Consider the following 16754-nt stretch of genomic DNA (forward strand, 5'->3'; position numbering starts at 1 on the left):
CGGCCCGTCAGCGCCGGGGATGCTGCAAGACCGCCTGCAAGACCGAAGACAGACGGTGGTCGAACATCCCCGTGGGGAGACCGGCCGAGGGCGGAGGGCGCCTCCGCTTGCCCCCGCGCGCCCGGGCGTGCGAAGCTGCGCCCCCGTCGGCAAGGAGGTCGTTGTGGCAAGGTTGTTCGAACCCTTTCGCTTGAAGGACGTGACGCTGCGCAACCGCGTGGTCGTCTCTCCCATGTGCCAGTACTCCTCGAAGGATGGGTATGCCACCGACTGGCACCTTGTTCACCTGGGCTCGATGGCGCGGGGCGGCGTCGGCCTCGCGATCGCGGAGGCGACGGCGGTCTCCCCGGAGGGGCGCATCAGCCCTCGGGACGCCGGCCTCTGGGAGGACGGGCAGATCGAGCCGCTCCGGCGGATCGTCGGGTTCCTCAAGGAGCAGGGCGCGGTCCCGGGGATCCAGCTCGCGCACGCGGGGAGAAAGGCGAGCACCAACCGGCCGTGGGAGGGCGATGATCACCTGACGCAGCAGGAGGGCGCGTGGGAGACGCTGGCGCCCTCGGCAAAGGCGTTCGGCGACAAGCTCCCTCAGGTGCCGAAGGAGATGACGAAGGCCGACATAGCGCGCGTGAAGGGCAATTTCGTCGCCGCCGCGCGGCGGGCCCGCGAGGCAGGCTACGAGTGGCTCGAGCTGCACTACGCGCACGGCTACCTGGCGCACAGCTTCTACTCGCCGCTCTCGAACGCGCGCACCGACGAGTACGGCGGGCCGTTCGAGAACCGGATCCGCTTCCTTGTCGAGACGTTCGAGGCCGTGCGCGAGGTGTGGCCGGAGCGCCTGCCGCTGACCGTCCGCCTCTCGATCACGGACTGGGTGGACGGCGGCATCACGGTCGAGGAGTCGATCGAGCTGACGAAGCGGCTCAAGGCCTCCGGCCTCGACCTCCTCGACGTGAGCCACGGGTTCGTCGTCCCCGACGTCTCGAAGATCCCGTGGGGCCCTGGCTTCCTGCTCCCGTACGCCGGGCGCGTCCGCAAGGAGGCGGGCTTGCCGGTCGCGGGCGGGTGGTTCATCAACGAGCCCGAGCAGGCGGAGGCGGCCCTGAAGGAGGGCCAGGCGGACCTCATCATCCTGGCGCACGCCCTGCTGGACGACCCGCACTGGGCCTACCACGCGGCGAAGAAGCTCGGCGTGGAGCAGCCGATGAGCGTGCTCCCGCCGGCGTACGGCCACTGGCTCAAGCGCTGAGGGGAGCGGACCCGCGGGAGCGCCATGGTCAAGCGGAGCAGGAGCGGTCGCGCCGCGCCGGCGGACGATGTGTTCGCCGCGAGGAAGCGCAAGCCGGTGCCGCACGAGTTCGTGCTCGAGGCGCTCGCCCCGCTCGGGCCCGAGACGCGGCCGATGTTCGGCTGCGTGGCCGTCTACGTGGAGGACAAGATCGTCCTCGTCCTGCGCGACAAGCCCGCGCCCGCGCTGGACAACGGCGTCTGGCTCGCGACGACGCAGGAGCACCACGCGGCGCTGCGCCCGGAGTTCCCGAGCATGCGGAGCATCGAGGTGCTCGGGAGCGGCGTGACCGGCTGGCAGGTGCTCCCGGCGGAGTCGCCCGATTTCGAGGAGGCCGCGCTGCGGGCGTGCGCGCTCATCCTGGCGGGCGACCCGCGCATCGGAAAGGTGCCTGGGCAGCGGCGGCAGCGGAGCGCCTCGCCGCGGGCGAAGAAGGCCGCGGCAAAGCCGCCGGCGAAGAAGGCCGCGGCAAAGCCGCCGGCGAAGAAGGCCGCGGCAAAGCCGCCGGCCAAGGCCAAGAAGGCGACGGCAAAGCTCCCGGCCAGGAAGGCCGCGGCGAAGCTGCCCGCGACCGGCCGCGCGCGCGGATGAACGAAACCGAGAACAGCTTTCCAGCGGTCACGGCCGGGATCGCGGCGCCGTGAACGACAGGGCGCCTCGCGAGCGACGCCGGCTCACGGGGCCTCGGAGAACGCGAGCCAGTAGGCGAACTCGTGGCCCGGCTCCGCGTACTCGAACGAGCGAAGATTGCGGAACGTGTACTCCCCCGCGTGCGCGCCGGTGATGGTGATCGAGGCTTCCTCGCCGGCATTCAACGTCACGGACGACGGGCTCGCGTCCGGCATCGAGAACCGCATTGCATAGACCGGGTTGCCGAACTCGGTCGAGAAGCAGACGTCCAGGCGCTCCACGGTGAAGGGGTCGAAATCGGCGGTGAGCGAGTTGGGCCCGCCGGTGACGAAGCGCTCGTGCGCCGCCAGCCACACGCGGTCGTCCGTGGCCACCGGGTTCGAGAGGCCGCGCCACTCGGAGAGATTCTCGATGTTGAGGTGCATCCCGGTGTAGTCGCCATAGTCGCCGTAACCGCTCCGTTCTCGCTGAGCCTGGAAGTCGAGCCGTACGAAGGCGCCCTCCGGGACGAGCACGTCGGGCAACCCGCTTGCGGCGAGCGTCAGCGTGGTGGGCGCCTGATCGCAATCCGCGTCGGGAGCGCATGAGTCGATGGCGATCTCGCCCGGGGTGGAGGAGACAACCTGCCCTTCGATCGAGCTCTGCGTCGGAGGATCGCCCGCCTCGCCGACCGGATTCTCCGACGAGAAGGTGGTGCCAGCCGCGGTGGTCAGCGACCACGTGATCCTGTCCATCGGGGGGATCGGACACTCGGCGGCGGCGCCGCCGCCGCCCGCGTCCCCGCCTTCGACGACCTCGGAAGAGGCGCAGCCGGCGAAGAGAGAGAGTGAGAGCATGCCCAGAAGAAGGTCTTGTTGAATTGACATGATCTGCAGCATGGCAACCGTTGTGCCACGCGCGAGCCCCCCTCCCTCGCTGCGGATGGCCCAGTATTCGGCCAGGAAGAACGATGCGGTCGGGCTGTGCCACGGCGGGTCATGGCACAACGTGTCCTCGGCGTGGCACCTGTGCCCGCCGGGCCGCCAGGCGCAGCGGAGTTGCACCGGGGGCGGCCGGGTGTGGCCGCATGCGGGCCGGAGGAAACCCGCCTTGCGCCTCGGGATCGATTGCCGAGCCACGCGGACCGTCGTCGCGTGCTGCGAACGACGTGTTCGGCGCGAGGAAGCGCAAGCCGGTGCCGCACGAGCTCGTGCTCGAGGCGCTCGCCCGCTCGGGTCCGAGACGCGGCCGATGTTCGGCTGCGTGGCCGTCTACGTGGAGGACGAGCTCGTCCTCATCCTGCGCGACAAGACCGCGCCAGCGCAGGACAACGGCGTCTGGCTCGCCACGACGGAGGAGCACCATGCGCCTGTGCCGCTTGACCCTTTCCAGGCAGAGCGCTCTCATCGCATGGATGAAGATCAAGGAGCGGCTCAACGCGTTGCTGCACGGCAAGCAGGCGGCGGCCCCCTCGACACGGGCGGTGAAGGAGCAGTCCTCGGCGCCCCTGCCCGAGCTCTCGAGTGCAGAGGACGCGTGGGCTTTCTTCTGCAGCCGACTCGGGCTCCCCGACACGACGGAAGAGCACGAGCCCGCGGACAGGAGCCTCGCTGCCTTCGCCCGGGCCCACCCGGGCGCGTTCGAGCAGCGGCTGCTCGCAGGCCTGTCGGAGCTGGCCCAGCGCGCACGGCCGGATGGGCAGTACAGGGAGTCCGAGCTCGAGTACTTCCTGGACGGCTTCAGGTACTTCCGGCAGACGATGGAGGCCATCGAGCCTCGCGCCGGCCTCCTGATGCTTGCCGAGGTGAACCGCTGCCACTGCACCTCCGAGGATGCCTTTCTCTCGTTGCACGCTGCCTACAGAGACGGGGGCGAGCTCTTCGCCAGGCGCCTGGGCGTCGAGCTGCTCGATACCCTCGATCTCCCCGGAGGAATGCGCGACGCTCTCCGCAGCAGGATCACGGGAGATCCCCTGCCCGACATCTTGCCAGCGCGCCTTGACGACCTGAGCCCGGACGACATCGCGGCGCTCTTCGAGGCCCATGGCGGTCTGTCCATCGCCGCGCTCGAGCAGAGGCTCCTCCCCGGTCAGGCCTCGGAGAGCGGCTTCCTGGCGCCTGGAGAGCGCCTCGGCGAGGTCATCGCCGCGGACGCTCGCCGGCTGCGTGAGCTCGGCGTGAGCCGCCACGCGCTGGCGGATCGCCTCGAGCTCGGGCTGTCGTGGCATGAGCGTCCGAGCGAGCGACTGGCAGCCTTGCCCGAGACGAGCGACCGCTTCGGTGAATTCAGGGCGAGCGCCGCAAGGGTCGCCGAGCTCGCGCGGAACGCAGGGCTGGAGGGCGAGGACGACGCGCCCTTCGAGGTCGAGCAGGTGATCCATTACAAAGGATTCCAGGAGGATCCCTTCGTCTGGGGTCGTCATCGGGCGTCGAACGATTTCGTCATCCGCAGTCGACGTCACCCGCACCTCCGGATCAAGGGAAGCGCGCTCATGGTCCCGCTCATTCGCTGTGCGTGTTTCTTCGAGGGCAGGGTGCGCCACCGCGTCGATCCGGAGCTGGCCGCGCGGGTGCTCGGGCTCCTGGCGTGAGCGGCGGCGCGCGTCGAGCGCCCCACGAGCCGCCTGGCCCGTAGAGATCCCGGCCTCGGCGCGCATCTCCGCTGGCTCGTGAACGGCGCGGAGGCCGCGGAGTTTCACCGCGGGCGGCCGGATGTGGCAGCATGCGGGCCGGAGGAACCCCCACCGTGCGCCTCGGGATCGATTTCGGAACCACGCGGACCGTCGTCGCGTGCTGCGACCGCGGAAACTACCCCGTCATCAGCTTCCTGGACGCGGCGGGGGACACCGTGGACTTCTACCCCTCCGTGGCGGCCGAGCGGCAGGGAGAGCTCCGGTTCGGCTTCGACGCCCTCGCGGTCGCCTCGGACCCGGAGTGGACCGTGCTCCGGTCGTTCAAGCGCGTGCTCTCGGGTCCCCGCGCCTCGCCCGACTTCGAGGTCGAGATCGGCGGGACGAAGCTCCGGGTGCTCGACCTCCTGACCCTGTTCCTGAGGTCGCTCCGCGACGCCGTCCTGAACCGGTCGAACCGGCCCAGGAAGAAGGACGACGACGGGCGCCTCATCTGCGTCGTGGCGACCCCGGCGAACGCGCACGGGACGCAGCGCTTCGTGACGCTCGACGCCTTCCGCCGCGCGGGCTTCGAGGTGATCGCGCTCCTGAACGAGCCGTCGGCGGCCGGGTTCGAGTACACCCACCGCCACCGCAGCACCATCACGTCGAAGCGCGAGCACATCGTCGTGTACGACCTCGGGGGCGGGACGTTCGACGCCTCGCTGGTCCACATGACCGGGCGCAGCCACGACGCCGTGACGACCGCGGGGCTGAACCACCTCGGCGGCGACGACTTCGACGCGGTGCTCGCCTCGATGGCGCTCGCCGCGGCCAAGGTCGAGCCCGAGGACCTGCCCGCGCGCGCGCTCGCGGCGCTCGCCGACCAGTGCCGCGAGGCCAAGGAGCGCCTCAACCCGAACTCCCGGCGGATCGTGATCGACCTGGAGGCGTGCCTCGGCGACCTGGCGCCCGCCCACGAGGTGACGATCTCGGCCTCCGACTTCTACGACCAGTGCGTGCCGCTCGTGGAGGCGACGATCACCGCGATGCAGCCGGTGACCGCGCGGCTCGACGCGGGCGCGGGCGAGGCGCTCGCCGATATAGCGGGGATCTACGTCGTCGGCGGCGCGAGCTCGCTGCCGATCGTCGCCCGGACGCTGCGCGAGCGCTTCGGGCGGCGCGTCCACCGGTCCCCGTACCCCTCGGCGGCGATCGCGATGGGCCTCGCCATCGCGGTCGACGAGGACGCGGGCTTCGAGCTCTCGGACCGGCTGTCGCGCCATTTCGGGGTGTTCCGGGAGAGCGGCGGCGGGGACGAGGTGGTCTTCGATCCGATCTTCGACCGCGAGGCGCGCATCCCGTCGAGCCAGGAGGCGCCGGTGGTCTCGCGCCGCGTGTACCGGGCGGCGCACAACGTCGGCCGCTACCGGTTCGTCGAGTGCGCCGCGCTCGACCGGCTCGGCGTGCCCCACGGCGACATCACGGCCTTCAACGAGGTCGTGTTCCCGTTCGACCGGCGGCTCCGCGACCGCGCCGCCGAGCTCGCCGCCGTGACCGTGGAGCGCATGAACAACGAAGGACCGCTGATCGAGGAGCAGTACGCGATCACGCCGCACGGGATCGTCGAGGTGACGATCACGGACGTCGAGGCGGGGTACCAGCGCGTCTACCAGGTCGGGGCGTAGTCAGGGCGCGAGGCCGCGCGGCGCTTCGGCCATCATCAGGGCGCGAGGCGGCGCGGCGCCTCGACCATCATCAGGGCGCGAGGCGGCGCGGCGCCTCGACCATCATCAGGGCGCGAGGCGGCGCAGCGCCTCGACCATCATCAGGGCGCGAGGCGGCGCAGCGCCTCGACCACGACGGGCAAGCTCGCCAGCGACCCGAGCGTCGTCAGGACCGCGGTGGCCGCGGCGAACTGGCCATCGCAGCCGTACCGCGCGGCGATGATCACGGACACCATGGAGGTCGGCATGGCGGACTGCAGGACCGCCACCTCGGAGGTGGGCCGCTCGAGGTGGAGCGCGAACGCGGCGGCGAGCGCGACCGCGGGGCCGAGGAGCAGCTTCACCGCGGCGATGGCCATGAGCGGGCGCACCCGGCCGCGCAGCGAGCGCAGGTCGAGGCTCAGGCCGAGCGCGAGGAACACGAGGGTCGGGGTGGCGCTCCCGAGCGCGTCGAGCGCGCGCTCCACCCACGCCGGCAGCGGGATCGGCAGGGCGTGGAGCGCGAGGCCGGCGGCGATCGACAGCACGTTGGGGTGAAGGAGCACCCTGAGCAAGCCGCGCGCGTCCGCGTCGCCGCCCGCGCCCATGCGCGCGGCGAGCGCGACGCCGAAGGTCCAGAGCATCAGCGTCGTGACGATGCTGTCGACGAGGATCGCCGTCCCCGCCGCGCCGCCCGCCTGCCCGTAGAGCGCGAGCACGAGGGGGACGCCGAGGAACCCCGTGTTGGAGAAGCTGCCGACGAGGCCCGCGGCGCCCTGCGCGGCGCGCGGGAGCCCGAGCGCCCGCGCGACCGCGATGCCCGCGAGGGCGCACGTGAAGAGCGCGATCGTCGAGGCGGCGACGGCGCCCCACGCGCCCTGGCCGATGCCGGAGCGGCGCAGCACGGAGACGATCAGCGCGGGCGTTGTGACGTCGATGACGAGCCGGTTCAGGACGGCCGCGTCGGCCTGGCCGCTGCGGCCGAGCGCGCGCAGGAGCACGCCGACCCCGAGCACCGCGAAGAGGGCAAGGAGCTGCGAGATCAGATCGCCCGACGGCACGGGCGGCTTTTAGCTCGGAGAAGAGGGACGTCCAGCGGTCTCGGGCGCTCAACCGGCCCGCGCGTCACCGGGCGCGTCTTCCCGGCGCTTCGGCGGGCCCCCGCGGCGGCGCACCGCTGTCGGCCGCGGCGGGGCAGCTCTCCGCTGTCTCGCCGGTGCAGCACTCGGCCTGATTGGCGCCGAACATCGGACAGCGGTTGTTCACGCAGGCAGCGTGGCCATGGACGTACGCGAGGGGCGAAGTGCAGAGGGGGCAGCGCATGGGTCGTACCGAGCGGGGCAGGGGCTCTTATTTATCTATCTCTCGTTGTGCGTCTCGCGCTTTTCGTCTCCCGTCCCCCATGTCCCGTCTCCCGTCTCCCGTCTCCCGTCCCCCCGTCTCCCGTCCCCCCGTCCCCCGTCCTCGTCTTGCGTGCGCGTGCGCGTGCGCGTGCGCGTGCGCGTGCGCGTTCCCGCTCCATCCCGTTCTCCCGTCACGCGAGACGTGTAGCGGTACGACCGAGCACGGGAACGCGCACGCGCACGCGCACGCGCACGCGCACGCGGACGGGGACGGGGACGGGGACGGGGACGGGGGACGGGGGACGGGGGACGGGGATGGGGGACGGGGACGGGAGACGAAAGACGGGGGGACGGAGGACGAATGACGGAGGACGAAAGACGGGGACGGATTGACGAGCGGGACGCGCTCGCGCTGGCCGTCCCCCTCCCCTCAGGGAACGAGGTCCTGCACCGCCTGCACGACGGCCTGAGCATTCATGCCCAGCCTGTCCATGACGATGTCGCCGGGAGCGCTCGTGCCGTAGCGGTCGATGCCGAGGGCGAGCCCCTTCGAGCCCACCCACTTGTGCCAGCCGAAGGTGACGCCGGCCTCGATGGACACGCGCCGGGTACACGCGGCCGGCAGCACGGCCTCCTGGTAGCCGCGGTCCTGGCGCGCGAACCGCTCGACGCACGGCATCGACACGACGCGGACGCCGGGGCCGATCTTCTTCGCTGCCTCGACCGCGTGCTGCACCTCGCTGCCCGTCGCGATGAGGATCGTCTCGAGCGCCGCCGTCTCCTTGACGAGCACGTAAGCGCCGCGCCGCACGCCCTCGCGCTTCGCGGCGGCGTCGCCCGGCAGGAACGGCACGGCCTGCCGCGTGAGCGCGAGGACGGTCGGGCCGTCGGTGCGCTCCAGCGCCGCGATCCAGGCGCCGGCCGTCTCCTCGGCGTCCGCCGGCCGGATGACGTCGAGATCGATGATCGCGCGCAGCCCCGCCACGGTCTCGACCGGCTGGTGCGTCGGCCCGTCCTCGCCCACGCCGACCGAGTCGTGCGTGAAGACGTAGATGACCGGCAGGTGCGACAGCGCGGCCAGGCGGATGCTCGGCCGCAGGTAGTCCGCGAAGACGAGGAACGTCGCGCCGCTCGGGCGCAGGCCGCCGTGGTAGGCGATGCCGTTCATGATCGCGCCCATGCCGTGCTCGCGGATGCCGGCGCGGATGTTCCGGCCACCCCAGTGCTCCGGATCGAAGTCGGTGCTCGACGCGATGTAGTTGAACGTCGAGCCGTAGAGATCGGCGCTCGACCCGATGAGCGCGGGCACCGCCTCGGCGACCGCCTGCAGCACGGTCTCGCCGGCCTTGCGCGTCGCGACCTTGGTGCCGGCGGCGAACGCAGGGACGCGCGCGTCGAGGTCCGCGGGCACCTTCCGCGAGGTGCCCTCCTCGAGCTGCCGGGCGAGCTCCGGGTTCTTCTCGCGCCAGGCCTGGAAGGTCGACTCCCACGCCACGCGCGCCTTGCCGAGCTCCTCCTTGCGCTTCGCGAAGAACTGCTTGACCTCCTCGCTCACGTAGAAGTGCTCCGGGGGCAGCCCGAGGTTCTTGCGCGCCTGGTCGACGAACTTGGCGCCGCCCTCGCCGTGCGCCTTCTGCGTGCCGGCGACCTCCGGGATCCCCTTGCCGATCAGCGTGTGGACGATGACGAACTTCGGCTTGCCGCTCTTCGACGCGCGCGCCTGGCCGAGCACCTTGTGCACGGCCTCGAGATCGTTGCCCTTCTCGACGCGGAGCACCTCGAAGCCGTAGGCCTCGAAGCGCTTGCCCGTGTCCTCGCTCTGGGTCTTCACGGCCATCGCGTCGAGGGTGACGTCGTTGGCGTCGTAGATGAGGATCAGGTTGTCGAGCTTGAAGTGCCCGGCGAAGGAGGCCGCCTCGGCGGCCACGCCCTCCTGCAGGCAGCCGTCGCCGGCGAGGCAGTAGACGTTGAGATCGAAGATCTTGTGCTCCTGCGTGTTGTAGCGGGCGGCCAGCATCTTGGCGGCCACCGCGTGCCCCACCGCGTTGCCCACGCCCTGACCGAGCGGCCCCGTCGTCGCCTCGACGCCCTCGGTGTAGTGGTACTCCGGGTGGCCGGGCGTCTTCGACTCCCACTGTCGGAAGCGGCGGATGTCATCGAGCGACACCGGGTATCCCGCGAGGTGCAGCCAGCCGTACAGGAACATGCTGCCGTGGCCGGCCGACAGGATGAACCGGTCGCGGTTCAGCCAGTGCGGTTCGCTCGGGTCGTGGCGGAGGAGGTCGCCATAGAGAACGGCGCCGATCTCGGCGGCCCCGAGCGGCAGGCCGAGGTGACCGGACGAGCAGGCGTGGACGGCGTCCATGGCGAGGCCGCGGGCGATCGAGGCCGCGGCGGCGAGCTTGGCGAAATCAGGCATGGCGCGCACTCTAACCTACTTCGCCGCGAAGCGGGCCACTTCGCGCACCTTCCCCCCTCGCGCCCCGGCGCCTGGTGCGCCTCGAGGGGCCCTCGGCGGGAGCACCCCGTCGGTGGTGGATGCCGGCCGGGGTGGAAGCAGAACGCGATCGGCGCTCGGACGACCTCACACCCGGGTCGCGCCTTCCGCACGGAGAGCCTGGAGATCGCGCTCGGCGCCCGGCCGACCGCATCTTCGCGGTCGCGCGTCCCGAGAGACGGCTCCAGCGACCGCGATCCGGGGTCTCTAGGTCGCGCGACAGGGTCGGCGCGGTCCTCGAGACCCAACCTCCAGTTCTCGAGACCCCCTCGACGGACCTCGAGACCCCCGCGGGGGACCTCGAGACCCAACCTCCAGTTCTCGAGACCCCCCGCGGCGGACCTCGAGACCCCCCGCGGCGGACCTCGAGACCCCCGCGACGGACCTCGAGACCCCCGCGACGGACCTCGAAGCCCCGCGGCGGTCCCGTGGCGTCCGCCGACTTCCTCCGCGCCAGGCAGGCGCGCGCTGCCTCGGCCGCGCTGCGCTGCAGCCTGGAGCGCCGCCCAGGCAGCGATCAATCACCGGCGCAGGCGGCAGCGTGCCGGTCCACGGCGTCGCGCAGCTTATCCAGCGTCTGATTTGTGACCGAGGAGCTGGCGGCCGCGCGCAGGCTCGAGAGGCTTTGCTTGCAAGGAGCGGGCAGCTGCCGACTTGAAACCGTGTAGGTCGTCAATGCAGTCACGACGGTCGCGAATACACCGGCCAGCATCGTATTTCGCTTCCAACGATTCTCCGAGGAGAGCTTCTCCTTCTCCAGCTCTAGCTTCTGCTGCTCGACCCTGTTCACCTCCGCGAGCTTGGTCAAATCAGACGTCAACCTGATCCGCACGGCGACCGTGCTCGGCGGGTCGCCCGTCCACAGGATGAGCGTGCCCTTTCTCCTGTAGTCGCGCTCGTCAGCCTGGCGGCGCCCGTGATAGATGGCGGCGATCTCCGCGTCAGGGATCTGAAGCGCGTCACAACGCCAGCTGCCGGTGATGGGGTCCCAATCTTTGTTGTCGAGGGTCACCATGAACTCGATAGACATATTCACTACTCGCTTCTGGAGGGTCCGGGAAACGCCCCATTCGGCGCAGCTTCGAGCAGAGGAGGCTGACAGCGGAACGCGTGCTCGTGATCGAAGTTGCCCGTCCTCAGTACCCCCAGAACCCCCGAAGGGACGAAATCCGAGAGCGCCGGAACGAGAGCTCGTTCGGCCTTTCGTATCTCATCCATCTTGCGCCACCGGCACGCGCTGACGGATCGACGGGTCTGAAGTACGAAGATGCGCGCGGCATCTTCGCAGAGCACGGGCGGAGGCGCGCGACCCTCGGCAGCAGCGTGCTCGCCGAGCTCGCGCGCGATCAGCGCAAGCCGGTGCTGGGGGACGAGGTAACCCGGCACGAGGGACAGCAGGATAGCCGTGGGGTTGCCATCGTTGCCGAAATCGGCGCGCCCGCGGGACATGGGGCCGTAGGCGAGGAACCAGCTCGCAACGTCCACGACCAGCCGGCGCGCCACGAATGCCATGGTCAGGGAGAGCTCAGGCTCCGGCGTGCCCCAGCTCTTGCTGAACAGCCGCCGCTCCAGGTACGCCATGCCGCGCAACGCGCACGTGTCGGCCTTCAGCTCCTCCGGTCGCACCAGGAGAGCCTCGGTCGATTTCGGCAGGATCATCGACGAGCACAAGGGCCCCTCCACCTGGAGCCTATGCATGGCCTCGATACGGCGGGCCGCTTCCACCCGCGATGGCTCGCTGAACATACAGTCGTTCGAGAAGTAGTGCGACATCTCGTGACCGTAGATGAAGCTCACAAGGTGGCCGGCCGTCGTGATATAGATGCGGTGAGCGATCGTCTCCTCGGGCCCGCTCGGCTCTTCGCCTTTGCTCTCGATGTGACGAATCCGCTCAACGAGATCCCGCGCCGTGTGAAGCTCGTCAGCCCGCCACGCGCCTTCCCCTTCCCAGGCCGCCGCGAGCCTGTCGAAGCTGTCGGGCTCGACGGCGACGAGCTCGAAGAGATCGCCCCCGCCCACACGCGCCATGATGTCGTACCAATCCCCCGCGCCCGCGTGGCGTCGCGTCGCGACCGCCGACAGCGCTCCCCCCCAGGCGGCAGCTTGGAGGACGCGAGCGATGAAGTTCTCCCGGCACATCACCTCCCCCGCGAAGGCGTGACACGTCGGTACCTGGAAATCGGCAGTACAAGGACCGATCCGCATGGAGACACGGGCCCCAACGTTCAGGATGCCGCCGACCAGCCGCCCGAAAGACGAGAGGAGAGGCGTCTTCCAGCCGCGATCTTGCTCGCGTGTGTCCTTGTCGGAACAGATCTTCAGTGTGATGCTGCCACCCAGCTGCGCTGAAGGGGGTAACGAGCGCGGTGGTGCCGTGGGAGGCGGCGTATTGAGCTCCTTGTTTCCGGCGCTCGGCTGGCACCCGAGCGCCATGAATGCGAGCGCGAACGCGCCTACGGTGCGGCGCATCGTATAGCCTCCGTCAACTTACCATGCAATGAATTCATACTGTAAGTTTCCTGGAAGTCCTTCTCCATCGCGGGGTTCAGCTTCCTCAAAGCCAGGTCCAGGAAGTCGACCTGGGCATGCGCGCGCGGCGGGAGCCTCGTATAATCATAACGAAACGCGAACCAGCCATTGCGCTGCTCGGACCACACGAGCAACCAGTATCGACCAGGGGCGCTCTCTTCATCGACGACCGGGAGCTTATGTTCTGTCGCCCAGGCGAGGCCCACCGTCTGGACAGACGCGCGACAGTCCCGCAGCTGGAAGAACATGTACGTGCTGAAGGAGAGCGTCGCGCTCAGCGACCCGCCGCCGTCGCCCTCGAAGTCCGGGCACCGATCCGACACCTGCGTGACGCCGCACAGGCCGGCAAGGGGAATGCGCGTGGCCGAGGCGGGGGGCCTGGGCGGACCGCACCCGACGCCGACGAGCGCCGCGAGGACCGGACACGCCACGGCAAGACGCCTTGTGCTCGAACACGAAGGGCGGGAAAACACGAGGTCAGGTTCGCTTACATCATCCGCCCCTGTCAATGAGTGAGGGCCTTGCGGCAGCGAGGGGAGGCTTCGGCCCGGGAGCCCGAGCGCTTGTCCTCAGCGCAGGGCGATGCGCAGCGGGCATGAGGTGAGCAAAACGCGAGCACGTACTGCCCTTCGGCGCACGCGCACCAGCAGCCGCACTCACCTCGAGGTACCGAGGCCTGGCTTGCCGGCAGGCCGGGCCCTGACATCGTGCCGAGATCATGGCGGGAATGGACGCCGGCCTCCTGCTTTGACATCCTGAGACGCCATGGCGCGCATCCTCCTCGCCGACGACGACGCGTCGCTGCTCGACGTGCTCACCCTCGCCTTCGAGGAGGCCGGGCACGCGACGCAGACCGCGCGCGACGGGGCCACGGCGCTGGCGCTGATCCGCAAGGAGCGGCCCGAGGCCGCCGTGTGCGACGTCAACATGCCGGGCCTGGACGGGTTCTCCCTCTGCCGGCGCCTGCGCGAGCAGGGCGACCTCGTGCCGCTCATCCTGCTCACGTCGCGCGACAGCGAGATCGACGAGACGCTCGGCCTCGACCTCGGCGCCGACGACTACATCGCGAAGCCGTTCAGCATGCGCGTCCTCCTCGCGCGCGTGAGCTCGCTCTTGCGCCGGGAGGCCGCGCGCCGGGAGGCCGAGGCGGCGCCCGCGTCGATCGCGAGCGGCCCGCTCGAGCTGTCGCCCGAGCGGCTCGAGGCGCTCTTCCACGGCCGCCCCATCGTCACGACGGTGACCGAGTTCCGGCTCCTCGAGGCGCTGGTCCGCCGCCCCGGCGTCGTGCTCTCGCGCGCGCGGCTGCTCGCGCTCGTCCGCGGCGACGACACCGTGGTGATCGACCGCATCGTCGACACCTACGTGCGCCGGCTGCGGCGGAAGCTCGAGGCCGCTCGGCCGGCGCCCCGAGCTCGACGAGGCGCGGCGCGGGCTCCCCGCGCGCGGCTGCGAGTTCACGAAGAGCGCCACGCTGCTCGTCTGCCACGCGGTGAGCGCGAGCCGGAGCGGGTACGTCCACGCGCAGGACAGCTCGCGCAGGCCCGCGGCGCACCTGCTCTACCTGCGCGGCGCGCTGCCGCGGCTCGTCGCCATCACCCTGCCCCTGTCGCTGCTCCTCGCGCTCTGGCTGACGCGCAGCTTCGTGCGCCCCGTCGAGGCGCTCCGGCGGCGAGCGCTCGCCAAGATCGACGAGCCGACGCCGCGGGCCGATCTCCCCCTCCAGGGGCCGGCCGAGCTCCAGGACCTCGCCTCGGCCTTCAACGCGCTGCTGGCCACGCTCGAGGAGCGCCGCGGGGCGAACGAGGCGTTCGTCGCCGACCTGGTGCACGAGCTCAAGAACCCGGTCGCCACCATCCGCGGCTGCGCGGACGCGCTCGCCGACGCCCCCGCGGAGCGGGAGCGGGCCGCCCGGCTCTCGCGGCTGCTCAAGGAGTCGAGCCACCGCCTCGACTCGCTCGTCAGCCAGTTCCTCGAGCTCGCCCGCGCCGAGGCCGGGATGCCGCACGAGGAGCGCTCGCGCGTCGACATCGCCGCGCTCGCCCGGGGGCTCGCCGAGGCCATGGGCGACGACGACCGCTTCCCTCGGGTCCGCTTCACCGTCTCCGGCGCCGCGCGCGCGGAGGTCATCGGCGTCGCGTACCGCGTCGAGTCCGTCCTCCGCAACCTGCTCGAGAACGCGGCCTCGTTCTCGGGGCCAGGCGGCGAGGTGCGCGTCGCGATCGCCGCGCGCGACGACCGGCGCGTCGAGGTGAGCGTCTCCGACACCGGGCCCGGCATCCCGGAGGAAGCGCTCCCCAGGGTGTTCCAGCGCTTCTTCACGACGCGCGGCGGCGAGCGGGGCAGCGGCCTCGGGCTCGCGCTGGTCCGCGCCGTCGTCGAGGCGCACGGCGGCGCCGTGAGCGCCTCGTCGGCTCCCGGGCAGGGCGCCACGTTCCGCGTCGAGCTCCCGCTCGCGGCGCCGCCCTGAGCGGGCTCGTTCATCGCCCGTCGCTCGTCGCCATCGTTCACGCCGTTTTCACACCGGGCCCGAGATCGTTTCACCGGAGGTTTGCAGGGCGCTCGCCGCCGTCGAGCACACCTCTCGACGTGCTACCGCTGCTGCCGCTCACCCCCACCACGCACATCTTCCTCGCCGTCCTCGCGCTCGGCGCGGCCTCGGCCCTGCTGCTCGCTCGAGAGCTCTTCCGGCGGCGCGCCGCGCGCGCGCTCCTCGGCGTCGCGTACGCGATCCCGGCGGTCGGCCTCGCGCTCTGGGACGCGGGTCGCGAGCCCTGGGCTGGCCTGGGCGTCCGCCTCGCGTGGACCGCGCTCGTCGTCCTCGCGCCCGCCTCGGCCCTGCTGCTCGTCTCAGCGCTGCTCTTCCGCGGGCTCACCGCGCTCGGCGCGCTCCGCCGCGCGCGCCCCGAGGCCCGCGCGCGCTCCGCGGCTCAGGCCGCTCCGGCGCCGGACGGCTCGCGCCGGGCCCTGATCCAGGCCTCCCTCTCGTTCCTGCCCGCCACGGCTGCGGCGGCGAGCCTCGGCGGGCTCGCGGCGGCGCCGGACGAGCCGCGCGTCCCGCTCGTCCGGATGCGCTTTCGCGGCCTGCACCCCGACCTGGTGGGCCTCAAGATCCTCCAGCTCAGCGATCTCCACCTCGGGGTGTCGAAGGGCGTCGAGCACCTCGAGGCGACGCTCGCGCGCGTCGCGCCGCTCGCGCCGGACCTCATCGTGCTGACCGGCGACGTGGCCGACGACCACGGGCAGCTCCGGGCCGCGCTCGACGCCGTGCACCGGCACCGGCCTCGGCTCGGGGTCTTCGCGTGCCTCGGCAACCACGAGTACCTCCACGATATCCGGCGCACGCGCCCCCTCTACGAGCAGAGCCCCGTGCCGCTGCTCGTCGACCGCGGCACCACGGTCTCGGTCGGGCGCGCCAGGCTGTACATCGCGGGCGCGGACGATCCGGTCGTGCTCGGCGGCGAGGAGCTGCGGAGCGCCCTCGAGCGCTCGGTCGCGCGCTGCGGCGAGGGCGCCCCGGAAGACGCGTTCCGGCTGCTCCTTTGCCACCGCCCCGAGGGGTTCCCTTTCGCGGCCAGGCGTGGCTTTCACCTGACGCTGGCGGGGCACACGCACGGCGGTCAGATAGGCCTGTTCGGCCGGAGCGCGCTCCAGTCGATCTGGCCGGACGAGTACCTCTGGGGCACGTACGCCCGCGGAGAGAGCCGGCTCTACACGACGTCCGGCTTCGGCCACTGGTTCCCGTTCCGCCTCGGCTGCCCGACCGAGGCGCCGCTCCTCGTGCTGGAGCGCGCCTGATCGCGGGGGCGATGGTGGCTCCGATGCCGGCCATGGTGGATCGAGTCGCCGTGTCCCTGGTGATTGGCTATTGATCGATCGGCCTGCATTCAGAGCCGGACTCTTTCACGAAGATCCGGTGCTCCTCCGGCGGCTCGACCGCGAACGACATGGAATCGCTTCGATCGTAGTCCTGCACGAGATCGTCCTCGCAGAGCTGCCCGTCGCTGTCGACGTCGATCACCACCGACGAGAAGTAGAGCCGCGCGTCCTCGCGCTCGACCGGCCCGAACCCCTGACTGATCAACGTATGGGGATTCGGGACATCGAGATCAAAACGCAATAAAATCTCATGCTCATGGTCCTTCTTCTATCTCCTCCCCCTCACCCTGAGCATCAGCCG

13 protein-coding genes and 1 pseudogene are annotated in these 16754 nt (G+C 71.1%); 7 read left to right on the forward strand and 7 right to left on the reverse strand.

The genetic code is table 11. From position 1 onward, the window contains the following. Nucleotides 1-163: 163 nt before the first annotated feature. Nucleotides 164-1246 (forward strand): NADH:flavin oxidoreductase/NADH oxidase, encoded by a 1083-nt coding sequence (locus tag WME89_RS24965; protein WP_438011579.1) that lies wholly within the window; start codon nucleotides 164-166, stop codon nucleotides 1244-1246. A gap of 24 nt (nucleotides 1247-1270) precedes the next feature. Further along, complete coding sequence (locus tag WME89_RS24970; RefSeq protein ID WP_438011580.1) at nucleotides 1271-1876, forward strand: hypothetical protein; 606 nt, start codon at nucleotides 1271-1273, stop codon at nucleotides 1874-1876. Between the two features lie 83 nt (nucleotides 1877-1959). Here the strand turns inward: WME89_RS24970 and WME89_RS24975 are convergent, their stop codons facing one another. Then, nucleotides 1960-2751: a hypothetical protein gene (locus WME89_RS24975; RefSeq protein WP_438011581.1), complete on the reverse strand. Its 792-nt coding sequence runs from the start codon at nucleotides 2749-2751 to the stop codon at nucleotides 1960-1962. 557 nt (nucleotides 2752-3308) lie between these two features. Here WME89_RS24975 and WME89_RS24980 point away from each other — a divergent pair. Further along, nucleotides 3309-4484, forward strand: coding sequence for a hypothetical protein (locus tag WME89_RS24980; RefSeq protein WP_438011582.1), 1176 nt, complete (start codon nucleotides 3309-3311; stop codon nucleotides 4482-4484). Between the two features lie 155 nt (nucleotides 4485-4639). Beyond that, nucleotides 4640-6190: an Hsp70 family protein gene (locus tag WME89_RS24985; RefSeq protein WP_438011583.1), complete on the forward strand. Its 1551-nt coding sequence runs from the start codon at nucleotides 4640-4642 to the stop codon at nucleotides 6188-6190. Nucleotides 6191-6330: 140 nt separating this feature from the next. On the opposite strand, the gene WME89_RS24990 is transcribed toward WME89_RS24985, so the two are convergent. The 5 genes from WME89_RS24990 to WME89_RS25010 all read right to left on the reverse strand — a co-directional run bounded on the left by WME89_RS24990 (nucleotide 6331) and on the right by WME89_RS25010 (nucleotide 13008). Then, entirely contained in the window at nucleotides 6331-7269 is a 939-nt protein-coding gene (locus WME89_RS24990; RefSeq protein WP_438011584.1) for an AEC family transporter, read from the reverse strand. Between the two features lie 712 nt (nucleotides 7270-7981). Next, on the reverse strand, nucleotides 7982-9970 hold the full coding sequence (gene tkt / locus WME89_RS24995) for a transketolase (protein ID WP_438011585.1): 1989 nt from the start codon (nucleotides 9968-9970) through the stop codon (nucleotides 7982-7984). A 595-nt stretch (nucleotides 9971-10565) separates the two neighbouring features. Then, nucleotides 10566-11078 (reverse strand): hypothetical protein, encoded by a 513-nt coding sequence (locus WME89_RS25000; protein ID WP_438011586.1) that lies wholly within the window; start codon nucleotides 11076-11078, stop codon nucleotides 10566-10568. Between the two features lie 5 nt (nucleotides 11079-11083). Continuing rightward, nucleotides 11084-12517, reverse strand: a complete 1434-nt coding sequence (locus tag WME89_RS25005) for a hypothetical protein (protein ID WP_438011587.1) — start codon at nucleotides 12515-12517, stop codon at nucleotides 11084-11086. Further along, a complete protein-coding gene (locus WME89_RS25010; protein ID WP_438011588.1) occupies nucleotides 12502-13008 on the reverse strand; it encodes a hypothetical protein in 507 nt (168 codons plus the stop codon). Before WME89_RS25010 ends, WME89_RS25005 begins: the two co-directional genes overlap by 16 nt. Nucleotides 13009-13342: 334 nt before the next feature. Between WME89_RS25010 and WME89_RS25015 the strand changes: the two are divergent. From WME89_RS25015 to WME89_RS25025, 3 genes and pseudogenes are all read left to right on the forward strand, one after another. Beyond that, nucleotides 13343-13921, forward strand: a pseudogene (locus WME89_RS25015) (response regulator transcription factor); the annotation flags it as partial. A gap of 145 nt (nucleotides 13922-14066) precedes the next feature. Next, entirely contained in the window at nucleotides 14067-15044 is a 978-nt protein-coding gene (locus WME89_RS25020) for a HAMP domain-containing sensor histidine kinase (protein ID WP_438011589.1), read from the forward strand. 119 nt (nucleotides 15045-15163) lie between these two features. After that, on the forward strand, nucleotides 15164-16372 hold the full coding sequence (locus WME89_RS25025; RefSeq protein WP_438011963.1) for a metallophosphoesterase: 1209 nt from the start codon (nucleotides 15164-15166) through the stop codon (nucleotides 16370-16372). Nucleotides 16373-16439: 67 nt separating this feature from the next. On the opposite strand, the gene WME89_RS25030 is transcribed toward WME89_RS25025, so the two are convergent. Then, on the reverse strand, nucleotides 16440-16658 hold the full coding sequence (locus tag WME89_RS25030) for a hypothetical protein (RefSeq protein WP_438011590.1): 219 nt from the start codon (nucleotides 16656-16658) through the stop codon (nucleotides 16440-16442). Nucleotides 16659-16754: the final 96 nt, after the last annotated feature.

It is taken from the genome of Sorangium sp. So ce321 (assembly GCF_051530195.1).
In the GTDB taxonomy this organism is placed as follows: Bacteria; Myxococcota_A; Polyangia; order Polyangiales; family Polyangiaceae; genus Sorangium.

Excerpts from the sequence above, each read along its gene's own strand:
- WME89_RS24970 (WP_438011580.1), top strand. The coding sequence starts at position 1,271 with ATGGTCAAGCGGAGCAGGAGCGGTCGCGCCGCGCCGGCGGACGATGTG.
- WME89_RS24975 (WP_438011581.1), bottom strand. The coding sequence starts at position 2,751 with ATGCTCTCACTCTCTCTCTTCGCCGGCTGCGCCTCTTCCGAGGTCGTC.
- WME89_RS24980 (WP_438011582.1), top strand. The coding sequence starts at position 3,309 with ATGAAGATCAAGGAGCGGCTCAACGCGTTGCTGCACGGCAAGCAGGCG.
- tkt (WP_438011585.1), bottom strand. The coding sequence starts at position 9,970 with ATGCCTGATTTCGCCAAGCTCGCCGCCGCGGCCTCGATCGCCCGCGGC.
- WME89_RS25000 (WP_438011586.1), bottom strand. The coding sequence starts at position 11,078 with ATGTCTATCGAGTTCATGGTGACCCTCGACAACAAAGATTGGGACCCC.
- WME89_RS25005 (WP_438011587.1), bottom strand. The coding sequence starts at position 12,517 with ATGCGCCGCACCGTAGGCGCGTTCGCGCTCGCATTCATGGCGCTCGGG.